This window comes from Thioclava electrotropha (assembly GCF_002085925.2).
GTDB lineage: Bacteria > Pseudomonadota > Alphaproteobacteria > Rhodobacterales > Rhodobacteraceae > Thioclava > Thioclava electrotropha.
Genome location: NZ_CP053562.1, coordinates 730,923 through 754,673 on the forward strand (window position 1 = coordinate 730,923; position 23,751 = coordinate 754,673).

The 23,751-nt window shown below is 61.5% G+C and carries 18 protein-coding genes and 2 pseudogenes; 13 read left to right on the forward strand and 7 right to left on the reverse strand.

The genetic code is table 11. The annotated features are described in order from the left end of the window. Positions 1-2 precede the first annotated feature (2 nt). From AKL02_RS03720 to AKL02_RS03755, 8 genes are read left to right on the forward strand one after another with little or no spacing between them, the layout of a single operon-like run. Positions 3-1,283 carry a TRAP transporter large permease gene (locus AKL02_RS03720; protein WP_078540065.1) on the forward strand — a complete coding sequence of 427 codons (1,281 nt, stop codon included), beginning with the start codon at positions 3-5 and terminating at the stop codon, positions 1,281-1,283. A 13-nt stretch (positions 1,284-1,296) separates the two neighbouring features. Next, the gene (locus AKL02_RS03725; RefSeq protein ID WP_078545539.1) at positions 1,297-1,602 is read left to right on the forward strand and encodes a cupin domain-containing protein; all 306 of its coding nucleotides are present in this window, start codon (positions 1,297-1,299) and stop codon (positions 1,600-1,602) included. A gap of 11 nt (positions 1,603-1,613) precedes the next feature. Then, on the forward strand, positions 1,614-2,438 hold the full coding sequence (gene kduI / locus AKL02_RS03730; RefSeq protein WP_083079751.1) for a 5-dehydro-4-deoxy-D-glucuronate isomerase: 825 nt from the start codon (positions 1,614-1,616) through the stop codon (positions 2,436-2,438). Then, positions 2,435-3,178: a 2-dehydro-3-deoxy-D-gluconate 5-dehydrogenase KduD gene (gene kduD, locus AKL02_RS03735; RefSeq protein ID WP_083079749.1), complete on the forward strand. Its 744-nt coding sequence runs from the start codon at positions 2,435-2,437 to the stop codon at positions 3,176-3,178. Before kduI ends, kduD begins: the two co-directional genes overlap by 4 nt. Continuing rightward, positions 3,156-4,595: a mannitol dehydrogenase family protein gene (locus AKL02_RS03740; protein ID WP_083079747.1), complete on the forward strand. Its 1,440-nt coding sequence runs from the start codon at positions 3,156-3,158 to the stop codon at positions 4,593-4,595. Before kduD ends, AKL02_RS03740 begins: the two co-directional genes overlap by 23 nt. After that, positions 4,592-5,776 carry a mannonate dehydratase gene (uxuA, locus tag AKL02_RS03745; RefSeq protein WP_083079745.1) on the forward strand — a complete coding sequence of 395 codons (1,185 nt, stop codon included), beginning with the start codon at positions 4,592-4,594 and terminating at the stop codon, positions 5,774-5,776. The genes AKL02_RS03740 and uxuA overlap by 4 nt, the downstream gene beginning before the upstream one ends. Continuing rightward, positions 5,769-7,289 (forward strand): UxaA family hydrolase, encoded by a 1,521-nt coding sequence (locus AKL02_RS03750; protein ID WP_083079743.1) that lies wholly within the window; start codon positions 5,769-5,771, stop codon positions 7,287-7,289. The genes uxuA and AKL02_RS03750 overlap by 8 nt, the downstream gene beginning before the upstream one ends. Then, the gene (locus AKL02_RS03755; RefSeq protein ID WP_232621711.1) at positions 7,286-8,167 is read left to right on the forward strand and encodes a sugar kinase; all 882 of its coding nucleotides are present in this window, start codon (positions 7,286-7,288) and stop codon (positions 8,165-8,167) included. The genes AKL02_RS03750 and AKL02_RS03755 overlap by 4 nt, the downstream gene beginning before the upstream one ends. 235 nt (positions 8,168-8,402) lie before the next feature. Here the strand turns inward: AKL02_RS03755 and AKL02_RS03760 are convergent, their stop codons facing one another. Then, entirely contained in the window at positions 8,403-8,828 is a 426-nt protein-coding gene (locus tag AKL02_RS03760) for an RrF2 family transcriptional regulator (protein WP_083079741.1), read from the reverse strand. 156 nt (positions 8,829-8,984) lie between these two features. Between AKL02_RS03760 and hmpA the strand changes: the two genes are divergently transcribed. Then, positions 8,985-10,166: an NO-inducible flavohemoprotein gene (gene hmpA, locus AKL02_RS03765; RefSeq protein WP_083079739.1), complete on the forward strand. Its 1,182-nt coding sequence runs from the start codon at positions 8,985-8,987 to the stop codon at positions 10,164-10,166. Positions 10,167-11,185: 1,019 nt separating this feature from the next. On the opposite strand, the pseudogene AKL02_RS03770 reads toward hmpA, so the two are convergent. From AKL02_RS03770 to AKL02_RS03780, 3 genes and pseudogenes are all read right to left on the reverse strand, one after another. Then, a pseudogene (locus AKL02_RS03770) lies at positions 11,186-11,434 on the reverse strand (ion transporter); the annotation flags it as partial. Next, positions 11,411-11,683 (reverse strand): annotated as a pseudogene (locus tag AKL02_RS03775) (transposase); the annotation flags it as partial. The pseudogenes AKL02_RS03775 and AKL02_RS03770, both read right to left, overlap by 24 nt. A 330-nt stretch (positions 11,684-12,013) precedes the next feature. Beyond that, positions 12,014-12,934, reverse strand: coding sequence for a LysR family transcriptional regulator (locus AKL02_RS03780; protein ID WP_078540057.1), 921 nt, complete (start codon positions 12,932-12,934; stop codon positions 12,014-12,016). A gap of 283 nt (positions 12,935-13,217) precedes the next feature. On the opposite strand from AKL02_RS03780, the gene AKL02_RS03785 reads away from it, so the two are divergent. From AKL02_RS03785 to benD, 4 genes are read left to right on the forward strand one after another with little or no spacing between them, the layout of a single operon-like run. Further along, positions 13,218-14,570, forward strand: a complete 1,353-nt coding sequence (locus AKL02_RS03785; RefSeq protein WP_083079737.1) for a Rieske 2Fe-2S domain-containing protein — start codon at positions 13,218-13,220, stop codon at positions 14,568-14,570. After that, entirely contained in the window at positions 14,567-15,067 is a 501-nt protein-coding gene (gene benB / locus AKL02_RS03790; protein WP_078540055.1) for a benzoate 1,2-dioxygenase small subunit, read from the forward strand. Before AKL02_RS03785 ends, benB begins: the two co-directional genes overlap by 4 nt. A gap of 12 nt (positions 15,068-15,079) precedes the next feature. Further along, complete coding sequence (gene benC / locus AKL02_RS03795; protein ID WP_083079735.1) at positions 15,080-16,111, forward strand: benzoate 1,2-dioxygenase electron transfer component BenC; 1,032 nt, start codon at positions 15,080-15,082, stop codon at positions 16,109-16,111. Then, positions 16,108-16,908, forward strand: coding sequence for a benzoate diol dehydrogenase BenD (gene benD / locus AKL02_RS03800; RefSeq protein WP_078599787.1), 801 nt, complete (start codon positions 16,108-16,110; stop codon positions 16,906-16,908). The genes benC and benD overlap by 4 nt, the downstream gene beginning before the upstream one ends. Before the next feature lie 434 nt (positions 16,909-17,342). Here benD and AKL02_RS03805 read toward each other — a convergent pair whose 3' ends face one another. From AKL02_RS03805 to AKL02_RS03815, 3 genes are all read right to left on the reverse strand, one after another. Further along, on the reverse strand, positions 17,343-17,552 hold the full coding sequence (locus tag AKL02_RS03805; protein ID WP_083079733.1) for a hypothetical protein: 210 nt from the start codon (positions 17,550-17,552) through the stop codon (positions 17,343-17,345). 150 nt (positions 17,553-17,702) lie between these two features. Further along, positions 17,703-22,817 (reverse strand): RecQ family ATP-dependent DNA helicase, encoded by a 5,115-nt coding sequence (locus AKL02_RS03810; RefSeq protein WP_083079731.1) that lies wholly within the window; start codon positions 22,815-22,817, stop codon positions 17,703-17,705. 321 nt (positions 22,818-23,138) lie between these two features. Continuing rightward, the gene (locus tag AKL02_RS03815) at positions 23,139-23,747 is read right to left on the reverse strand and encodes a zinc-binding dehydrogenase (RefSeq protein WP_269780190.1); all 609 of its coding nucleotides are present in this window, start codon (positions 23,745-23,747) and stop codon (positions 23,139-23,141) included. Between the last annotated feature and the right edge of the window lie 4 nt (positions 23,748-23,751).

Here is a 23,751-nt window from a genome sequence, read left to right on the forward strand (position 1 = left end):
CGATGGAACTCTGGATCTTGTTCGGGACCTTTACCGTCCTTCTGCTGATCGGAACGCCGGTCGCGTTCTGTCTCGGCGTGGCCTCCTTCGCGACAGTCACTTATCTCGGGCTTCCCCCGGTGGTGGTGTTCCAGCGTCTGAATTCCGGCGTCTCTGTCTTTGCGCTGATGGCGATCCCGTTCTTCATCTATGCCGGTGACCTGATGGTGCGCGGCGATATCGCGCGGCGGCTGGTCGCGCTGGCGGGTGCCTTGGTCGGGCATATGCGCGGCGGGCTGGGGCAGGTGAACATCCTCGCCTCGGTCATGTTCGGCGGCGTGTCGGGCTCGGCTGCGGCGGATGCCTCGGCAGTGGGCGGCCTGATGGTGCCGCAGATGCGCGAACGAGGTTACGGCGCGGATTACGGCGTGAACATCACGGTCACGGCGGCGATCATCGCGCTGATGCTGCCGCCCAGCCATAACATGATCATCTATTCGATCTCGGCAGGCGGGAAGATCTCGATCGCCGATCTCTTCACCGCCGGGATCATTCCGGGTCTGGTGCTTGCGCTGTCGCTGATGACCGCCGCCTATTTCGTCGCCAAACGCCGCGGCTACCCGACCGAACCGTTTCCCGGTCGCAGGGCCCTCGGGCGGTTGTTCTGGAATGCGATGCCCGGTCTGATCATGATCCTGATCATCTTCGGCGGCGTGCGCTCGGGCATTTTTACCGCCTCTGAAAGCTCCAATATCGCGGTGGTCTACGCGCTTCTGGTGACCGTCTTCCTGTATCGCACGATGAAGCTGTCGGATTTCATCGAAGCGACCAAGGGCGCGGTGCGCACGACGGCGATGGTGCTGATGGTGATCGGCTGCGCGGCCTCCTTCGGCTGGCTGCTGGCCTATCTGCAAGTGCCGGCCAAGCTGATCAATCTGCTCGAGAATTTCTCGCATAATCCGATCGTCATCCTGCTGCTGATCAACCTGTTGCTGCTGGTGCTGGGCACGTTCATGGACATGTCGCCGCTGATCGTGATCACCACGCCGATCTTCCTGCCCGTGGCTCAGGCCTTCGGCGTCGATCCGGTGCAGTTCGGGGTGATCCTCGTGCTCAACCTCGGGATCGGTCTCTGCACGCCGCCGGTCGGTGCGGTGCTGTTCGTCGGCTGCGCAGTGGGCCGGGTGCCGATCACGACGGTGATGAAATCGATCTGGCCGTTCTATTTCGCGACCTTCGCCACGCTGATGCTGGTGACCTACATCCCCGCGCTTTCGCTCTGGCTGCCGTCGGTCTTCCACTGAGAGGAGTTTTCCCATGAGCTACCCGATCGCCTATCCCGATGAGGGCATCGCCCGCCAGGTTCTGACCGAAAACGAGCAGATGATGCTGGTCTCGGTTCGTTTCGAGGCCGGGGCAGAGGGCGCGCTCCACTCCCATCCTCACGTGCAGGCCACCTACTGCAATTCCGGGGAATTTCGATTTGTCCTGGACGGTGCGGAGCACGTGCTCCGCGCCGGGGACAGCCTGATGATACCGTCCGGCGCCGAACACGGCTGTGTCTGTGTCGAAGCGGGGGAGCTGCTCGACTGCTTCACCCCGCGCCGCGACGATTTTTTGTGAAAGGACATTCAATGCTCAGCGTAGAAACCCGCCACGCCATCCATCCCGACCACGCCCGCACGATGGGCACACAGGAGCTGCGGGAGCATTTCTTGGGCACCGGGCTGTTCGCGCCCGGCGAAATCCGCCTGATCTACACGCATTACGACCGGTTCACGCTCGGGGGCGCGGTGCCGAACGGCGCGCCGCTCACGCTCGACGTGGTGGACGAGACGCGGACCGCCACCTTCCTCGACCGGCGCGAAATGGGCATCGTGAATATCGGCGGAACGGGACGCGTCTCAGCCGCTGGCGACGCTTGGGAGATGGGGCGCGGCGATGTGCTGTATCTGGGCATGGGCGCAGGTCCGGTGACTTTTGAGGGCGACGGTCGGTTCTATTTGGTCTCCGCACCCGCGCATCGCGCCTGTCCCCATCGCCTGATCAAGCTCGCCGAGGCGAACCGCGTCGAGCTGGGCGAAGCTGCGACCTCCAACAAACGCGTCATCAACCAGTTCATCCATCCCACCGTGATGGAAAGCTGCCAACTGGTGCTGGGCTACACGCAACTGGTCGAAGGCTCGGTCTGGAACACGATGCCCGCGCATGTCCATGACCGGCGGATGGAAGCCTACCTCTATTGGGGCATGACACCTGAGGCGCGCGTGCTGCATCTGATGGGCGAGCCGACCGAGACCCGCCACATGATGATCGCCAATGAAGAGGCCGTGATCTCGCCGCCGTGGTCGATCCACTCCGGGGCCGGGATCGGCGAATACACCTTCATCTGGGCGATGGCGGGCGACAATGTCGATTACACCGACATGGACTTCGTCCAGCCGGCGGATCTGAAATGAGCCCGTTTTCGCTGGAGAACCGCCGCGCCCTCGTCACCGGCGCGAATACCGGCATCGGTCAGGCAATCGCGGTGTCGCTGGCTGCGCAAGGCGCGCATGTGACCTGTGCGGGGCGGCGCGAATGCACCGAGACGCTGGAGATGATCGCGGATGCGGGCGGGCAGGGCGAGGCGCTGCTCCTCGACTTCGCAGACCCAATGGCCGCGCAGGACAGCTTCACGGATGTGGGCTATTCGATCCTCGTGAACAACGCGGGCATCATCCGCCGCGAGGACAGTCTGGATTTCACCGAAGCCGATTGGGACGCGGTGATGGACGTGAACCTCAAGGCGCTGTTCTTCACCACGCAAGCCTTCGCCCGCGCCGCGCTCGAGCAGGGCAATACGCCTTCGGCAGTGGTGAACATCGCCTCGCTGCTATCCTTTCAGGGCGGCATCCGCGTGCCGTCCTACACCGCATCCAAGCATGGTGTGGCGGGGCTGACCAAGATCCTCGCCAACGAATGGGCGGCCAAAGGGATCAACGTAAACGCCATCGCACCCGGCTATATCGCGACCAACAACACCGAGGCTCTGCGCGCCGATCCAGAGCGCAGCGAAGCGATCCTTGCGCGAATTCCGGCCGGGCGCTGGGGCGATCCTTCCGATATCGGCGGCACCGCCGCCTTCCTGTGTTCCCCCGCCGCGCGCTACATCCATGGTGCGGTGCTGAATGTCGATGGAGGCTGGCTTGCCCGCTGAACGTCTCACCCGCGAAAGCGCGAAGCTCAAAACCGGTATCGTCCATCTCGGCCTCGGCGCGTTCTTCCGCGCCCATGGGGCGATCTACACGGCTGAGGCTGCTGCGAAAAGCGGCGGCGACTGGGGGATCACCGGCGTGTCGCTGCAATCGTCGCGGATGCGCGATGCGCTGGCGCCGCAGGATTTCGCCTATAGCGGGCTGGAGTTCGGCCCCGAGGGCGAAACGCCCGAGCGCATCGAGATCGTCAGCGATATTCTGGTGGCCCGCGAAAATCCGCAAGCAGTGCTCGACGTGATGGCCGATCCGGATGTGCGCATCGTATCGCTCACGATCACTGAGAAGGGCTATTGCCATTCGCCCGCGACCGGCGCGCTTGACCCCGATCATCCCGATATCGTGCATGACATGGCCAACGACCTGCCCGTCTCTGCGCCCGGCTATCTTGTGCGTGCGCTGCAGCTGCGCCACGCGCGCGGCCTGCGTCCCTTCACCGCGATGAGCTGTGATAACCTGCCCGAAAACGGCCGGCTGCTGCGCGGCGTGGTGCTGGATCTGGCGCGCCGGATCGACCCGGAGCTGGCGGACTGGATCGCGGCTGAGGGGCGGTTCCCCTCGACCATGGTGGACCGCATCGTGCCCGCGACGAAGCCCGAGGACATCGCGCGGCTCGAAGAGCTCGCCGGCTGGCACGACGCCTTGCCGGTAATGCACGAGCCGTTCCGCCAATGGGTGATCGAGGATGATTTCGTCGATGGCGAGCGGCCCGATTGGGGCGCGGTCGGTGTCGAGATGGTCAGCGACGTCACTCCGTTCGAGCATATGAAACTGCGGATGCTGAACGGCACCCACAGCTCTCTGGCCTATCTTGGCTATCTGGCGGGGTTCGAGACGATTTCCGACACGATGGACGACGAGGTGATGGCCGACTTCGTGCGCTATCTGTGGCGCGACGAGATCATCCCTTCGCTGACCCCGCCGCCGGGCGTCTCGCTCGAGCGTTATGCCGACGCGCTCGCAGAGCGCTACGCCAATCCCGCGATCCGTCACCGGACATGGCAAATCGCGATGGATGGCAGCCAGAAACTGCCGCAGCGCATTCTGGCCACCGTCGCCGATGCGTTGAAGGCAGGGCGGAGCTGCCCGGGCCTGATGCTCGCGATCGCGGCCTGGATGCGCTACGTCAGCGGCGACGACGAGAGCGGGCAGCCGATCGAGGTGAAAGACCCGCTGGCCGCTGAGTTGCGTGCGCTCTCCGACAGTGCCGCGGATGCCGAGGGCAAGGTTGCGGCGCTTCTGTCGTTGCGTTCTGTGTTTCCGCCCGAGCTCGCACAATCCCTGCAGGCCCCGGTCACGGAGGCCTATCGCGCGCTCGTCGAAAAAGGCGCGCGCGCCGCGGTGCGGGAGGTTCTCCAATGATCGAGAGCTGGCGTTGGTATGGCCCCGAGCTGGACACGATTTCCCTGCCGCAGATCGCGCAGACGGGCGCATCGGGCATTGTCACCGCCCTGCACGAGATCGCCTATGGCGAGGTCTGGTCGCGCGAGGCGATCGCCGATCGGCGCGCCCGGATCGAGGCGGCGGGGCTGCATTGGTATGTGGTCGAAAGCCTGCCGATCCACGAGCGGATCAAGCGCGGCGAAGGCGATCTGAGCGCGCTTTTCGCCAATTACCGCCAATCGATGGCCAATCTCGCCGCCGAGGGCATCACCACGATCTGCTACAACTTCATGCCCGTGCTGGACTGGACCCGCACCGATCTGACCGCGCCGCTTGCCACGGGCGGGAGCTGCCTGCGCTTCGAGGCCTACCGCATGGCGGCGTTCGAGATTCACATGCTGGGGCGCGAAGGGGCCGAGGCTGATTATTCTCCTGAAGTGTGCGCCCGCGCCAAGACCTGGTTCGAGGGCTCGACACAGGACGAGCGCGATGCACTGTTGCACGCGATCATGTCGGGGCTGCCGGGCGCCTATGACCGCTACGACATCGCCGGCCTGCGGGACCAGCTCGCGCTTTATGACGGCATCGATCGCGACGAGATCCGGCGCAATTTCAAACGCTTCCTCGATGAGGTGATCCCCGCGGCAGAGGAGCTGGGCCTGCGGTTCTGTGTCCATCCCGACGATCCGCCGCGTGACATTCTGGGTCTGCCGCGGATCGTCTCCAATGCCGAGGATATCGACTGGATCTTGCAGGCCCATGACAGTCCTGCGAACGGGCTGACGCTCTGCACGGGCTCGCTCGGGGCGAACCCGGCCAACGATCTGCCCGCGATCGCCGAGCGCTTTGCGCCGCGTATCCATTTCGCGCATCTTCGTAACGTGCGCAAAGATCCCGATGGCAGTTTCGAGGAGGCCGCGCATCTGGGTGGCGATAGCGATATGGTTGCGGTAGCTGCCGCACTGCTCGCTGAGGAAACACGCCGGGCCTCCGAGGGGCGCGCGGACGCACATATCCCATTCCGGCCCGATCACGGTCATGTCCTGCTCGACGACGCCGCCCGCGGCTCCTTTCCTGGCTACCCGCTTATCGGGCGGATGCGCGGACTGGCTGAAATGCGCGGCGTGATCGCAGGATTGAGGGGGCGTCGCGATGGCTGAAGCGATTACACTGCATCCGCGCGACACGGTCGCCGTTCTGCCCGCGCGGGCGGATGCGGGCAGCACTCCGCTCGGCACGGGCGCGCCGCTTGCACATCCGGTCTCCGCCGGGCACAAGCTGGCGCGCGTCGCGATGGCCGAGGGAGATCCGGTGATCAAGTTCGGTCAGATCATCGGCCGCGCCAGCGCCCCGATCGCGGTGGGCGAACATGTTCACAGCCATAATGTCAGCTATTCCGAACATGACGAGGCTCACCAGATCGGCGCCGATCTCGCCCGCGCCGAGGCCGCGATCCCCGATATCGCGCCGCGCAGTTTCATGGGATACGCGCGGGACGATGGTCGGGTTGGCACGCGCAATTATATCGCGCTCTGCGCCACGGTGAACTGCTCGGCCACGGTGATCAAATGCGCAGCTTCCGAGATCACGGCCGAGGGCGCGCTCGACCCCTATGACAATGTCGACGGTGTCGTCGCCTTCGCCCATGGCACCGGCTGCGGTATGGCGGCGAGCGGGCGCGGGGCGGACAGCCTCGAGCGTGTTCTCTGGGGCCATGCGACCCACCCGAATGTCGGTGCGGCGATCTTCGTGGGCTTGGGCTGCGAAGTGATGCAGATCGCGCGCATGGAGGCCCATTTCGGGTCTGCGGGGACCGAACGGTTCCATGCGCTGACCATTCAGGAAACCGGCGGCACCCGCGCCACGATCGAGGCGATCAAGGCGAAGCTGCGCGAGATCCTGCCGCAGGCAAACAAGGCCAGCCGAAGCGCCTGCCCGGTCTCTGCGCTGCGCATCGGGCTGCAATGCGGCGGCTCGGACGGGTTTTCCGCGATCACCGCGAATCCGGCGCTGGGCGTGGCCTCGGATCTGATCGTGGGGCAGGGCGGTGGCGTGATCCTCTCCGAGACACCCGAAATCCATGGCGCAGAAGACCTGCTGCTGCGCCGCACCACGCCCGAGGTAGCCGAAAAGCTCCTTGGCTGTCTCGACTGGTGGGAGGTCTATGCCGCGCAGGGCGGCGGCTCGATGGACAACAACCCGAGCCCCGGCAACAAGCAGGGCGGGATTACCACGATCTTGGAAAAATCTCTTGGCGCGGTCGCGAAGGCCGGGGCGACGCCGCTGCGGGCTTTCTACGACTATGCCGAACAGGTCCGCACGCCGGGGCTGAGCTTCATGGACAGCCCCGGTTACGATCCGGTCTCGGCCACGGGCCAGATCGCGGCAGGCGCGCAGATCGTGGTGTTTACCACCGGGCGTGGCTCCGCCTTCGGCTCGAAACCCGCGCCGACGATCAAGCTGGCGACCTCGGACCGGCTGATGGAGGCGATGCCCGACGATATGGATATCGGCTGCGGTGACATCCTGAGCCAAGGCGTGTCGATCGCTGACAAGGGTGAAGAAATCTTCGAGGCGATCTTGAGGTTCGCGTCCGGAGAAAAAACCAAATCGGAAGACCTCGGGCTGGGCGATAACGAATTCCAGCCGTGGCAAATCGGAGCGGTGATGTGACGAAGAAACCCGTGATCGCCTGCGTCGGGGAAGCGATGGTCGAGCTGTCTTTCGACCGCCCCGAGCAGCAGATCGGCTTTGCCGGAGATACGCTCAACACTGCGGTTTATCTTGCGCGCGCAGCGGGGGAGGCGGCGCAGGTCGAATTCGTCACCGTGCTGGGGCGCGATGCTGTCTCCGATCGCATGAGCGGCTTCATTGCCGCCCAAGGTGTGGGCTGCGCGCGCATCCGTCGCCATCCCGAGCGCCTGCCCGGCATCTACGCGATCGCACTCGACGCAAAGGGCGAGCGCAGCTTTTCCTATTGGCGCGGCCACTCCGCGGCGCGCTGCCTGTTCGAGGATGGGTTCGTGCAGCTTGAAGGGGTCGATCTGATCTATCTCAGCGCGATCACGCTGGCGATCCTGCCCCATTCGGTGCGCCTCTCGCTCTTGGCACATCTGGAGGCACATCCCGCCCGGGTGGCTTTCGATTCCAACTACCGCTCGCGGCTCTGGGAAGATATCGAGACCGCCCGCGCCGTGACCGAGGCGGCGTGGCGCATCGCCGATATCGCGCTGCCTTCGCTGGATGACGAGATGGCTCTCTTCGGTGATCGCGATGCGCAAGCGGTGCGAGCGCGGCTCAACGGCTGGGGCGCGCGCAAAGGCGCGTTGAAGATGGGCGCAGGAGGGGCGATATCGCTCGATCCCACCGCCAAGCCGCTCGACCTGCCTGCCGCGCAAAAGGTGGTCGATACCACCGCGGCCGGCGACAGTTTCAACGGTGCATGGCTCGCCGCGCATTTTCGGGGCGCTTCAGACAGGGACTGCCTTGTTCAGGCTCATGCCTGCGCGCTCGAGGTGATCGCGCAGCCGGGGGCGATCATCGCTGCGTAACTACCAAAGAGGGGGGCTCGTCTTGCAACTCGCGATGCCGCGATCCCCCGAGTGGCCAAGATTGCCGGTTCCAGCGGCACGCAGCGCGACCCGAGAGGGGATCGGGCTTCAATCTCCATTCTTCACCCCAGTCGTCGGCTCAGCTCTTCGGTCTTATGGATTGATTATTGTTAGTTGCTCAGAGTGATACGGCCTCGGTCAAGATTTTTGATCTTAAGTCCTCAGGATCGCCGTCTCATGATGCTGCCAGCCCGAAATCGCGCGGCGAGATCGCGATATCGGCAATCGTGTAGCTGTCGAGCGTCGCCAAGAAAGCCGCCCGGGCTTCCGCCAAGGGGGAAATCAAACGGCAGGACGCTGTGATCGCGCAATCGCCGCCGCTGCGCATACATTCGACGAGATCGAAATCCGTCTCCATGTGGCGCACAATTGTTCCGACGCCGATCTCTTGGGCGGCACGTGCAAGCCCCAGGCCGCCGGACCGGCCGCGTTGGGCAGTCAGAAATTCGCCTCGGGTCAGCGCGTTGACGACCTTCATGACCGTGCTTCGAGGCGCGTGATAGGCCGCGACGAGATGATCGATCGTGAAGCGGCGGTCTTGCATCGATGCCGCGTAGATCATGACGCGCAAGGCAAGGTCCGTAGTGTCGTTCAAGCGCATTCGCACATCTCTCCTGAGCGGTCTCCCAAGCGACCCGTCTCGTGTCGCGAGTCCGGACAGAATGTCGCACGGGAAAAACATACCTGTGATTGGCATCTTAATTCCCGAGAGAATAGATGCGGTTCATTGGTATGTTTTATAGCCCAGGAGACAATGATGGCCAAGCCGCTCTCGGAAAACACACTCATGATCATCGAAGCCACTGCACCCGTCGTCGCCGAGCACGTCGATCAGATCGTGCCGGTCATGTATCGCAGGCTGCTCGCTGCTCCCGAAATCCGCGCGCTGTTCAACATGTCGCATCAACATGGCAACTCGCCGCAGCACAAAGCGCTCGCGGGCGCGCTGGTGGCCTATGCGACCCATATCCGGAATCCCGGGGTCTTGGCCGATGCGCTGGAACGGATCGCACAGAAACATGTCGGATTGCAGATCCTCCCCGAGCATTACCCCCATGTCGGCGAAGCGCTGCTGGGCGCTGTCGCCGAGGTGTTGGGCGAGGCCGCGACCCCCGAGATTCTGAATGCCTGGGGCGAGGCCTACTGGTTCCTTGCCAATACGCTCATCGAGCGAGAAGAAGAGATCTACGCCGGTGCGGAAGAACAGGACGGCGGCTGGCGCGGGTGGCGGCGCTTCAAGGTTGGCGCGAAGGACAGCGAAACCTCCGAGATCGCGTCCTTCACGCTCTATCCCGTGGATGGGTTGCCTGTTCTCAAGCATCGCCCCGGTCAGTATCTGAGCTTCCGCTTTGCACCTGCGGAAGGCGAGGAGTATCGGCGCAACTACTCGATCTCCTCGGCGCCGGATGGTCAGTCCTACCGCATCACCGTCAAGCGCGAGCCCGGCGGGCGGATCTCCAACTGGCTGCATGATGCGGTCGAGGTCGGCGCCGAGTTCGACGTGGCCGCGCCCGCTGGCGAGTTCTTCCTCGATCCCGCAGACAAGCGAGAGGTGGTTCTGCTGTCAGGCGGCGTTGGCCTCACCCCGATGATCTCGATGCTGGAGAGCTATGGCGGCGGCGATCTGCGGATGGTCTATGTCCACGCGACGCGGAACGGCCAGTCCCATGCGCTTGCCGCGACCTCCCGTGCGAAGGCGCATGAGAGCCACGTCTTCTATGAGGTGCCGGAAGAGAATGATGTCGCGAATGGTGTCCATACCGGCCGCGTCGATCCGAACTGGCTCGTGCAGATCAGCGATCCCGCTAGGGCGGACTATTTCATCTGCGGCCCGACGGGCTTCATGCAGGAGATGGTTTCCGGTCTGAAGGCAGCAAACGTTCCGGACGCTCGCATTCACTATGAGTTCTTCGGCCCCGCATCCGCGCAGATCGGTTGATACCTCGTCCCAGCGCTCTATCCGTCGAGCGCCGGGCCGCCGCTCTATGTGACCAGAGCTGCTTTGAAGAGATGCCGGTGACTTGAAAAGGGGAGGGGACGATACACGACGGGCCGCACCTAGAACCGCACCCTCTTGCTGTTGAACGAGCTCCTGCGAGCCCGGAGCTTCACCCGCATGTCGATATACGTTCTGAGCATGATGTGTCGTCGATCGAACGTCCTAGCTGCCTAAGCTTCATGGCAATCTCTTCCGGCTTGTGCCGCTTATTCGATGTCTCTCGTCCTCCGTTTTCTGAATAGAACGGTGGGTTCGTGCGACCGGGAGGCTCAAAGCGACGTAATCGCTCTTTGCTTTGGCATGCCTCCGAAAAGATTAGACAATTTGAGCTTCAGAAGCTGACATAGAAGAAGGCCGGGGAAGGCTCAGATGAACGCGAAGCAGCCGGGCGATCGCCCGGCTGCTCCCGCCACCAACCTGACAGCTTGAGGGGCTAACTGCGTCAGGTCACTCGACGATGTGCTTGAAAGGGTGTGGGTGGTTCACGCCGTCGATAGCGGTAGGGTGGAAAAGCCTGGATGGCCTTGAGGGTCTCAAGGCGGGCTGAGAAAACGGGATCACATCTCGGGCAAAGCAGAGATATAAGGTAAGAAAAAGACCAAAAAATATGCATTTTAGGCTCCAAGATAACTATTTGGAGAAAGTGTCGTTCCTTAAATTGAAATGACGACCACTCAACCTTTGAGCGAGAAGGTGGCGAGAGGACGGTGGGAAAGTGACGGATTTGTGTCTGACGTTTTTCTTTCTTGTGCCGACCATGATTTCGGTCCGATTGCGGCGTTTATAATTGCGTTCGCCGAATTCTACGAGGATCTGCGCGTCTTTGCAGCGAGAGATGTATGCCCTCAGAGCCCCGCAATCAGATAGGGCGGACTATGAGAGATAGTGGCGCCCCCCATGGCAACTCACGCCTTCAAAGTCCGGTCGAGGTTGCCTCATACGCACCCCGGCTCCCCGCGTCACTCGCCCGTTTGGTCGCCTCTCCGAAGATCGCCGATCCGCCGCTCGATCGCGTCGAGCCGCAGGAGAACTTCATCCCGGTAGGCACCGGTGCGCTTGGTCTCCTCTTCTGAATGAGCGTCCTGCATAGAATCCACGATCAGGCCCACCAGGAGGTTCACCACTGCGAAGGTCGTGACCATTGTGAAGGGCAAGAAGAAGGTCCAGGCCAGAGGGTGGGTTTCCATCACTGGGCGCACGAAGCCCATCTCGCTCCAACGCTTCCAGCGGTTGTAGAGTGTTTTGGGTGGACCGTATTCCTGCGGTGCATCGCGCCAGTGCAACCCATTGCGGTTTATGAAGATTATCCCGCTCAGAATATGACGATCATCAACCCGTGGGCGGCCATGGCTCTTCGGAAGTGAGGAAGATCAGAAAACAGTCCATTGGACTGTTTTTCTGACGAACGGCTCGAGCAGTGCCATCTTCTCGTCGCTCAGCCAGAGAAGACTGCTCACCACACGCGCCTATATCTAGTCAAGCGGACGATCGAGAGCGGTCTTCCCTGCTTTTGAGCTGAATTGGTCGTCTCGGCAAAGAAGCTTTCCTCCAGGGGTATGGCTTGCGTCCTTTTGCCGACCCACTCGGTTCGATTTTTGGTAAATCCGGCCCCCCCATCTTTCCCACAGCGGGTATCCTTCGGCGTGGGTGTTTTTCCCTCCGGCAGATCGCGCGGGCACGAGGAACGTATCGCGAGAAAGGTCATGCCCCGACGCGGTCGTATTTCTTCCTCTGACACGTGCTTCATAGGGCCGCGCTCGCTTAGAATGAAACTGCTCCGCAAGGGGTCAGGGTTCGCGCAGGCCCTCAGGCACGGCGTAACCCCAGTCGGGATACATTTCGCAGATGACTTCCTTCATCAGGCAGATGGGCGGCGAGGTGTCTCCTTGCCGGTAATTCATGAAGATTGGCGAAGTGGGGTGTTCCTCGATGGGACGATAGCAGATGCCTTCCATCCGGAGCCTGTCCAGAGAAGCAGGCACGACCGCGATACCCTCCTCGGCCGCGACGAGGCCGAGGGCGATGTGCAGTTCGCGGGCTTCATGGGCGATCATCGGCGTCAGTCCGTGGTCGTGGAAAACCGTCAGAACCTGATCGGCGTAGCTCGGGCGCGGCTTGCTCGGGTAAAGGATCTGCGGCTCTTCGGCGACCCGCGACAGGGGCAGCGGCGCGTCGGTTCCGGCCAGGGGATGCGTGATCGGAAGAGCGACGATCATTTGTTCTTCACGCAGCAGAACGCGCCGGATGTCAGTGTCCTCGAACCGCTGGGTGCCAAAACCCGCGTCGATCCTTCCTTCCTTCAAGGCGTTAATCTGTTCAAGGCTGCTCATCTCGACGAGATGCACTTCGATATCGCTGGCTTTCTTGCGAAAACCTCGGATGAGTGCTGGAAATCGACCATACATCGTCGAGGCGACGAAGCCGAAGACCACGCTGCGCTTGGCGCTCTTGATCGTTCGCGTCATCATCACCTTCGTCGCTTCGGCATGGCCGAGTATCTGTTCGGCCTGCTTCAGGAACAGACGCCCAGCCGGGCTCAGGCGCAACGGACGCACCGAGCGGTCGATCAGCTCCGCGCCCATCTCCGCCTCGAGCATCTGAATCTGCCGGCTCAGAGGAGGCTGTGCCATGTTGAGTGTGTTCGCCGCACGCGAGAAGCTCCTCTCCCGCGCCACCGCCACGAAATAGCGGAGCTGCCGCATTTCCATACTATACCCTCCCGGCATAAAGGCAGACTTACTTGGTCTTGGCCAAACGCCTCTCACTTTGTCAGTTTAGCCGAAGCTTGATTGAGCCGGGTAGAGGAGGACGCTACCCGTCGGGAGGTATCGCTCGATACCTATTAGGTCTGAAGAGCCGCGAGATGGCTCTGAAACCCGGTTTTTCGGGAACGACCTCTTGCACCCTGACGGTCGGTCTCCCAGCCGCTCGGCCCGACGATCCAGCCAAGACCCTGCCGTTGCAGGAACGCGCCAGATTGGAGGAGGACCTATGGCAAACGACCTGAAATCCCGTATCGAGAACGCGGTGATCGAGAACCCAGAGACCGGTATTCACCGCTGTCGCCGCGACATCTTCACCGATGAAGAGATGTTCGAACTCGAGATGAAGCATATCTTCGAGGGTAACTGGGTTTATCTTGCCCACGAGAGCCAGATCCCGCAGAACAACGACTACTTTACCACCTGGATCGGGCGTGTGCCGATCATCATCACCCGCGACAAGGAAGGTGAGTTGCACGCCGTGGTCAACGCCTGCGCGCATCGCGGCGCCACGCTCTGCCGTCGCAAGCATGGCAACAAGTCGAGTTTCACCTGCCAGTTTCATGGGTGGACCTTCAACAACGCGGGCAAGCTGCTGAAGGTGAAAGACGGCAAGACCGGTGCCTACCCGGAAGCCTTCAACCGGGATGGGTCGCATAACCTCAAGAAGGTTGCGAAATTCGCCAGCTACAAGGGCTTCCTCTTCGGGTCTCTAAACCCCGACGTGGCGGACTTGGAAGAGCATCTTGGCGAAACCCGTGTCATCATCGATCAGATCGTCGATCAGGCACCTGAGGGGCTCGAGGTTCTGCGCGGAAATTCCAGCTACACTTTCGACGGGAACTGGAAGCTGCAGATGGAGAACGGCGCAGACGGCTATCACGTCAGCTCGGTTCACTGGAACTATTCCGCCACGATGGGGCACCGCAAGGAAGAGGGCACCAAGGCCGTCGATGCCAATGGTTGGTCGAAATCCACGGGTGGTGTCTACGGCTTCGAGCAGGGGCATATCCTTTTGTGGACCCGGACACTGAACCCGGAGGTGCGCCCGATCTGGAATCACAAGGACGCGCTGGCCGAACGGCTGGGCGAGGAGAAGACGAGCTTCATCGTCAACCAGACGCGAAATCTCGGCCTCTATCCCAATGTCTACCTTATGGATCAGTTCTCGACCCAGATCCGGGTGGTGCGTCCGATCTCCGTCGATAAGACCGAGATCACAATCTACTGCTTCGCCCCCGTCGGCGAGCCGCCGGAAGAGCGCGCGCTGCGCCTGCGGCAATACGAGGACTTCTTCAACGTCTCAGGCATGGGCACGCCCGACGATCTCGAAGAGTTCCGCGCGTGCCAAGAGGCCTACGCCGCCGCGGATGGCGTCTGGAACGACTTGAGCCGCGGGGCCACCCGCTGGGAGAACGGCCCCGATGAAAACGCCAAGGCGATGGGCATGAACCCGATCCTCAGCGCAGAGCGTGCCGAAGATGAGGGGCTTTTCGTTCGTCAGCACGAATTCTGGGCCGAGACCCTTCTGAAGGCGCTTGAGGCAGAAAAGGCAGAGAGCCGCGTGGAGGAACTGGCATGAACGCGCCTTTGACAAATGATCTGACCGCACTCACGCAGTTTCTCTATCGCGAAGCGCGCTTGCTCGATGATCGGGAATGGGATCGCTGGCTCGAATGTTACGCGCCCGAGGCGAGCTTCTGGATGCCGTCCTGGGACGATGACGATCAGCTGATCGAGGATCCGCAAAGCCAAGTCTCGCTGATCTATTACCCCGATCGGGCCGGGCTCGAAGACCGGGTTTTTCGGATCAAGACCGAACGCTCCGGCGCGACGATGCCTGAGCCGCGCACCAATCATATGATCAGCAATGTCGAAATCCTCGAGCGGCGCGAAACGGAGATCGATCTGCGGTTCAACTGGCACACGCTGAGCCACCGCTACAAGACGACGACGAGCTTTTTCGGAACGTCTTTCTATACGGTGGATCTGTCGGGCGACACGCCGCTGATTGCCGCCAAGAAAGTGATCCTGAAGGACGATTACATCCATCAGGTCATCGACGTCTATCATGTGTGATCGGAGGCAATCATGAGCTATCGCGTAGCGCTCAATTTCGAAGATGGCGTGACCCGTGTCATCGAGGTCAAGCCGATGGAAACGGTGATGGACGCAGCCTATCGGCAGAAGGTGAATCTGCCGGTCGACTGTTCGGACGGGGTTTGCGGCACCTGCAAGTGCCGTTGCGAGCAGGGGGCTTTCGATCTCGGGGATGATTTCCTCGAGGAAGCCTTGTCGGAAGACGAGGCGCAGGAGGGGTATGTTCTCTCCTGCCAGATGGTGCCCTCGGGGGATTGCATCGTCTCGGTCCCTGTGCCCTCGTCGAGCTGCAAGCTGACCCCTGCGGAGTTCGCGGCCGAGGTGAGCACGCTCGATCGTGTATCGGCGACGACGATCCGGCTGGGGTTGACGCTGCCTGACCCAGGGACACTCGACTTCCTGCCGGGGCAATACGTGAATATCGCTCTCCCGGATGGGCAAACCCGCTCCTATTCCTTCAGCTCGGCACCCGGTGCGTCCGAGGCGTCGTTCCTCATTCGCAACGTGCCCGGCGGGGCGATGAGCACGCATCTGACAGAGACAGTGACACTCGGAGAGAAGATGTCGTTCACAGGCCCTTATGGGAGCTTCTTCCTGCGGCAGGTTCAGCGCCCGGTGCTGATGCTGGCCGGTGGGACCGGCCTTGCGCCACTTTTGTCGATGCTCGAAGTTATGGCCGAGACCGGGGAAACCTCGCAACCGGTTCACCTCGTCTACGGTGTGACGACGGATGACGATCTGGTGGAGGTTGCGCGGCTCGAGGCGCTGTCTCAGCGTTTGCCGAACCTGACATTCGCCTGCTGTGTGGCCGATGAGGCCAGTGTCCATCCGCAGAAAGGTTATGTCACCCATCACCTAAGCGATGCGGATCTGCGTGGCGGCGATCTGGACGTATATCTTTGCGGGCCACCTGCGATGGTGGAGGCGGTGCGCAACTTCCTCGCGGAGAAGAACATCGTGCCTGCGAGCTTCCATTACGAGAAGTTCACGCCCGCAGATATCAGCACCTCGGAGGCCGCATGAGCGCAACGGATCATTTCCCGGAACGCTTTGCGGGGCAGGTCATGGTCGTGACCGGGGCGGCGCAAGGCATCGGTCTTGGCGTGGCCGCCCGAGCCTGTGCGGAAGGGGCTGATGTGTTTCTTGCGGACCGGGCGGAGTTCGTCTCCGAGGTCGCAGCTGAAATCAACGCTGCGAGTCCGGGCCGGGCAAAAGCGGTGGTGGCCGATCTTGAAACCTATGAGGGCGCCGAGGCGGTCATGGAGGGAGCGATAGATGCGTTCGGCGGGATCGACATCCTCGTGACGGGTGTCGGGGGCGCAATCCGGATGCGGCCTTACGCAGAGTTCGAGCCTGCGCAGATCAAGGCCGAGATTCAACGTTCCTTGATGCCAACGCTTTGGTCCTGCCATGCGGTCCTGCCGCATCTGCGCGCGCGGGGTGGGGGCGTCATCGTGAATGTCTCCAGCAACGCCACGCGCGGCATCCATCGCGTGCCTTATTCGGCGGCCAAGGGAGGGGTGAATGCGCTGACGGCCAGCCTCGCGATGGAAGTCGCAGGCGAAAATATCCGGGTCGTGGCCTCCGCTCCGGGGGGCACGGAAGCGCCGCCTCGCCGTATCCCGCGTAATGCCAAAGGCGACACCGAGGCTGAGCAAGGCTGGATGGCGGAGGCGGTCGAACAGGTCAAGAATTCGACCATGATGGGACGCTATGGTTCACTCGATGAGCAGGTCGCGCCTATTCTCTTCCTTGCGTCACGAGAGGCGTCCTACATCACCGGCAGCACTCTGGTGGTTGCAGGTGGTGATACCGGGTGATTCATCGTTTCTCTCGAGGCTGCGGGCTCCTGCTCGCGGCCTTCCTGCGGCGATACGACGACGAAGCGGTCCGACCACATTGTTCTTTGAGTAACCAAGCAGCCGATCACCTTGCCGGCGGCTAGACTTCGCCAAATCCGGGGTGCTCGTTTTGCTGTATTTCATAAACCCCGGTTTCAAAGCATATCAATGGCTTACGGCGGGGTAAGGGTGCTTGATAGACGGTATGCCACGGCGCGAATCGCGCACCCCCGTGAAGTTGAACGAGCACCTGCGGGCCCGGCGCTTAAAGTGCTCGTTTATATGCAGTTCGGGTGTGGCATGTCGTTGAACGAGCACCGAAGCCGACTGACAGCGGCAATTGCGACGGTTCGCGACTTCGGGCAACTGAGGTTTCAGAGGCCCGACCATCTCTGACCTTGCCGCGCGAAACTTTACTCGCCGGCGTCATCATCACCGTCTTCGAAGTAGGCATCGTCGGAGATCGGTTGGCTCTTGAGCCATTGCACTTCTTCCTCGGTGAGGCCACCAAAATCAGCCGCGAGACGCTTGTAGTCGCGAGCGCGTTCAATCAAGACAGGAATGATCGCCGCCGCGCAAAAAGCGAGGAACCCGAGCATTCCGACGATCTCATGTGCGCCCATGGCGACCTCCATTGAAGGCGTCAATCTCACAGAGAAAGTCCGGAAAAGTCAAATTTTCCGGACTTTGGCGCCGGCGAGAGGATGTCCGAGAATGGCTTTTCGGCTGCATGGCTTCCCTTGCTAATGAGGGAAAGTAGCCGTTGCGGTGAATTAATCCGCCTCGAATACCAGTTCCGGTATCACCACCTCCCAAGCATCGCGCTTGAGCATATGGTGATAGGCCTCGTCGCCGTTTTCCTTCCGCCAGCGCAGAATTGCGGCGATTTCGCCTCGGGCAAAACGTGTATTCGGTGGCGGAGCAAAACTCTTCGACATTCGACCGAGGCTGCGGCCCTGAGCATCCATTAGATGCCAGCGATCATTCTCCAGCGTCAGGGAGATCGCGTTTCCAACATTCGCTTCATGGATTGCACGTAGGGCGGGGTGACCTGCGCGTTGTCGGCCCGCGAAGGATAGATCGACCATCCGCATCTCTGCCGACTGATAGTAGCGCCGCGGGCCCGGGAAGCCTGTCAAATCCGGGTTTGCCGTCCGGCTCACGATAGAGGCCGACTGCGCGGGCAGATATTCGTGATTGTCGTTGCTCATGACGATCAGGTTGCGGCGGGCCCGCGTCATGGCGACGTAGAACAGGCGGCGCGGCGCATCCTGATCTTCGTTGCGCGAGGGGCGTTCCCAACCACCATCGAGAATGACAACATCGTCGAATTCGAGCCCCTTGGCCCGATGCGCTGTCAGGAGCTTGAGACCGCGTTGTTCGCCCCAGGCCTCGCGTGACCATTCGGCGAACCACTCGATCACATCCGGTGCCGGTAGGTTTCGACCATCCACTTCTCGCGCGAGCAGGCCAAGACCCTCGCCGATGCGATCGGTCCAGCGCGAGGACGGGATCGCATTGAGAATTTCGGTGAGATCGCCCAGCGAGACGACGCGCCCATGGTCCGCGCGAAGCGCCTCTATGAAGCTCTGCATCTCGCGCATGCGCCACAGCCCGGGCAGTTTTTCGTTCGCGAACTCGACCGGAATGCCGAGCGCTTCCGCAAAGTCGCGCACTGGCGCGAGTTTGCGCCAGTCTCGCGAGATGATTGCGGCCCGCGACCACGTCCAGTCCGGGATCAATTGCGACAGGCGCACCATTTCCTCTAGCGCCGCCATCGCCTGTGCGTCATTTCCTGACGGGCAACCCAGGATCTGCACACGCCCCTGTGCCACGGGATCCAGACTCTCCATAACGCCGCCGGGTGGGGCTTTGGCCCGGTCTTTGTCGACCGTGATGTCGTGACCCAGTTTCATTCGCTCGGAGGCCGCCTCGATCACGGCATTCGCGGCGGTGATGATATGATGGCTCGAGCGATAGTTTTCGGTCAGGAAGAATGGCTTGGCGCTGTAGTCCTGCTCGAATTGTCGGATATGGCGGATGGACGCACCTGCGAAGGAATAGATGTTCTGGTCGTCATCGCCGACGGCAAAAAGGCTGATCCGCAGATCCGGGTCCTCTAAGCTCCGCCCGGCCACGGCTGAGATCAGGGCATATTCTTCCGGGCCGACATCCTGATACTCATCGACGAGTATCCAGCGGTAGCCTTGAATGAGCGTGTCGCGCAGCGCCTCTGCTTCGACCTTGTCCAGCCCGTCACCGCGAAGCAAGCGCACCGCATCCATCAGGAGCGTGTCGAAATCTTGGTCCTCCGCACTGGCGCGGCCGGCAAAGCTTGCGCCGACGAGCCGCATTGCGAGCGCATGAATGGTGGAGACGGTCACGAAACGCGCATCGTCGCCTATGAGGCGACGAAGCCGTTCACGGATTTCCGCAGCGGCGTGTCGGTTATAGGCGAGAACGAGAATTCCACTTGGATCCTCGCGTTTGATTTTCACTAGATACGCGATGCGATGAACGAGCACGCGGGTCTTGCCCGAACCTGGCCCGGCAAGAACCAGCACATTCGTCTGTTCGCGTTCGTCCTGAACGATTTTTTCCTGCGTGCTGTTGCCCAGGTCTTCAACGATCTGCTTCCAGACCTCGCCCGTGGCTTGCCGCCGAAATTCGGTCCCGCGCCCGGGCATCCAGCGGCGCATGAACGCGTCGCGATCGAGCACGAAGTAATCGGCCGCCAACCGTTCTGCATCATTGATGCTATTGAGACCTTTCTCGCCATAGGCAGCCATCACATGCGTCTGGATGGTTTGTTCGGTGTAATGATCCTCCAGAGGGGCGAAGTGCTGCGTCGTGAATTGACCGCCCTTCGGATTGAGATGCAGGGTTATGGTAGGACGGAAGACGGATAGCCCTTTGCCCAAAGCTACGACCTGCTGCTCGTGCAACCAGAGCAAGGCGCGATCCATCAGCTTGTTCGGATCGTTGACGGAGCCGCGCAGCATCGCATCTCCGGTGATGGCGCTGAGCAACGCGCCCAAGGTGGTTTCGACGGCGATGTCTTTCCCGCGCAACCCCTTCTGAACGCGACCGACGAGATGCTCGAGAAGGCGTTCCGCACCGAGCCTGCGTAATTCTGCAGTCTTCTCGATCACGGACCATGAGCGTTGCAGCCGCACGAACAGGCTCGAACGCGAGGCTTTGCGCAAATGCAGGTTGCCACGCCCGCCTTCCATGTCGCGCCCGTCCTGCGCCATCCCGCGCAGGAGGCTTTCGACGAGATCCGGACGGACCGTGCCGTGGCCCTTCTCGCGCAGTGCCTGGCTCGTCGCGGCAAGATTGAATGCCGATAGTTCGCCATTATCGGCATCGGGTGCGTCCTCGCGCATCTGCGCGATCAGGTCGCGCTCCAACCGCGCTGCAGCCTCGAAGCGTGCGCGTGAAGACGTTGCGCCGCCAATATGTATATGGATCGTGATGTTGGTATCGTTGTTGGCGATCCCGAGCGCTTCGAGATCGGTCATCGCCTTTCGCAATGCCGGCCCGGTGAGGCCGCTTGTGCCGCTCAGCTGATCGGTCGAGATACCCTCATCTGCTGGCGCGTTGATGATATGCTGAACGATGCCGAGAAGTTGCTTCTTGCGATTTCCGGTTATCTCCGCAGCATCGAGGATCTTGCGGACCTGATCGACGCTTCGCACGAGAAGCGAAGCAGGGAAGACCTGAACGCGGTTTTCTTCCCGCCGGAGAAGTGTCGCCTCTTCGAGCCAAGCCACAGCTGTCTTCACGCGGGTGTCTTCGGTGGCGCTGTCCCGCTGGAAATCCCGGTCCTTTTCCTCGTGGACGATTTCGCCTGGGGAGGCGATGACTTCACCCTTTTTACCCGATCGAACATCGAGCCTTCGGACTGCCTTCAAGATCGCTCCGATCTCGTGACGGGCGAGGCGAGAGCGAGCACTCAGATTGAACTGCCGGTCAACATCTTCCGAATTGAATAGGAGGATACATTTCGCAGGATCCCGATCTCGTCCCGCACGCCCGGCTTCTTGCAGGTAATTCTCCAGAGAACCCGGCACATCCCCATGCACGACGAGCCGGATGTCGGGTTTGTCGATGCCCATTCCGAAGGCGTTGGTGGCGGCGATGACACGCAACTCACCCACTCGGAACGCTTCCTGGATTTCGCGCTTCTCATCGGCGGTAAGCCCCGCATGATAGCGCTCCGCCGCAAGCCCCTGCTGTCGAAGAAATTCCGCCACACGTTCGGTGGAGTTTCGAGTGGCACAATAAACAACAGCCCCTGAAACCCCGCTTGCCGGTAAATCCTCTTCAAGCGCAGTAAGGATATCGGCCAGCTTCGTCTGCCTCTGGGTCGGCAACACGCTGAAGCTCAGGTTCGTCCGTGATGCACCACCGTCCAGCAGAGTGAGTTCGCACCCGAGACGCGTGCTGAAATGCTCGCGAATGTCCCGAACGACATCGGGTTTCGCTGTGGCGGTCAGACAGAGAACGGGGGCTACGTCTTCGCCTGAACTTTCCTTGATGAAGCGACTGACATAGCGGTAGTCCGGCCGGAAATCATGCCCCCATTTGGATACGCAATGTGCCTCGTCGAGAACCCAGAGGCCGACCTCGCGCTGGGCGAGCACGGAGCGGACCGAAGTGCTGCGCAACTGCTCGGGCGAGATCAGCAAGATCGCAGCCTCGCCGAGACGCACCTTGTCCAAGGCGTCTTGCCGTTCGGGAAGCGAAAGCAGGCCGTTGATAGTGACCGCAGTGGAAATTCCGGCGCGTGCAAGGCCCTGAACCTGATCTGCCATGAGCGCGACCAGAGGGGAAATCACAACGGTCAGCGCCCCAGTCTTGTCGAAGCGCGAAAGGGCAGGGATCTGATAGCAGATGGATTTTCCCGTGCCGGTCGGAAGAATTCCGAGAAGGCTTTCGCGCCGCATCGCAGTTTCGACGATACGTTCCTGAAGAGGTCGACCGAATTCATCGACAGGCTCCGGACGAAAGCTTTCGAAGCCGAACCAGCGGCTCAGCGCTTGCTCGGGGTCATTGTGAGCCGCGCAATATTGGCAGGCAGTGTCGCCGCATCTCGTGTCGCGCAAGGTGCGAACGATCCGCGCGGCGTCGCGGAACTGCGCGCGGACCCAAGGGGGCATCACGGAGTCGCCGCCGGCAACGGATATCCAGGACAGTGCATAAGCCAGGGGCCAGCTGAGCGAGCTGTCATCGAGATCGCTCAGGACTTCCTTCCGCTGGGTTGCACAGGATGACGCCTCAAGCAGACGTTCAATCGCAGCGCGGGCCTTTGCCATATCGGGCATCGGCGCGCCTCGAATTGCTGTGAAGAGCCGATCGAACCCATCGCTGCGGGGCATCCGGCTACAGAGATAGTGGTAGGCGACCAAGGCGTCGGGAGATCGCCGCCCGATCTCCGCGAAGGCGCCGATTTGATTGCTCAAGACTTCTAAGACGAGCCTCGCGTCGAACTCGGGATCATTCACATGACCGCTCTGCAATCGTCCGTCATGATAATGCTTCACCAGGTGGTGGTAGGGATTACGTGGAAAAGCGAGCGGGTTAAGCCAAAGCGTGTCTATTGGAGCTTGGGCGAGACGCGCGAGGCGAGGCGATGCCGCCATCAAATGGGGCAGGTCGTGGCGCAGGATATTATGTCCGATCACGTGGTCGAAGTCGGCGCAGAATTCCTCGAGCCTGGGTAAACCGGCGTCAACGCGGGCACCTAGAACGAGAGCTTCGCTCCCGACGGCGGCGCTCGCAGCTGCAAGGGAGAATATGCGGGCCGTCGATGGGTCGACCTCGATGTCGATTGCCACACATCGTTCCAGAAATACTGAACCTGTCTTGTCGGTGCCCCAATGCATGCCCGGATGGGATCCGTCTTTTACACGTTAATGTGACGACCCTATCCTCTTTAGGAAGAAAGGAAAGATGTTCGCATCTTTTTCGTGGTGACCCGCGACTGAAGTTTCATCCATCTGCGCGGGAGCCCGGTTGGCGGCGAGCTACCGGCGCTAGTGTATGGGCAGAGAAGCGACCTCAACCAACCCGATCAGAAGGTGCAACGAGTAGGTTATATTGTGCCAGATTCTGTTCAACGATCAGAGAGCAGGTCACCTACTCACCGATGTGCTGCGCGCAGTTTTAGTATGCGGCGCGCGCAGCTGAGATCGAGCGGTAAGGTTTCACTCTGACGCTTCCACCAAGATCTTCACCTGGGATTTCTCTGCGACGAGCGCTTCGAAGCCTTGCTCCACGATCTGATCGATCTTGATCCGCTTGGTCACCAGCTTGTCGGCGCTGAAATAGCCCTGCACCATCAACTCCATCACTGCCGGGTAGACATTGCGGTATGCGATGGTGCCTTGCAGTTGGCGCTCTTTCAGAACGGCCGTATTGGGTTGGAAGGAAGCGTCTCCCTCCCAGATCGAGACGATCAGCGTCTGACCTTCGTGGCGGGTGCTGTCGATGCATTGCGGCAGAACGCGCGGCACACCTGTCACCTCGAAAGCGACATGAACACCGCCGGTGGCCGCCCGAATTTTCGCGACGGGGTCTTCCGCCATCGGGTCGATGACACTGGTGGCGCCGAGTTCGAGCGCTTTCTCGCGGCGTTCAACTGAGGGGTCTACGACATGGATCTGGGCCGCGCCCGCGACGCGCAGCGCCTCGACGACCAAAAGCCCGATCGGCCCCGCGCCGAAGACCGCAGCCATGTCACCCGCCCTGATCTTCGACATGCGCACCGCATGCAGCGCGACGACGGCGGGCTCAACTAACGCATCCTGTTCCATCACA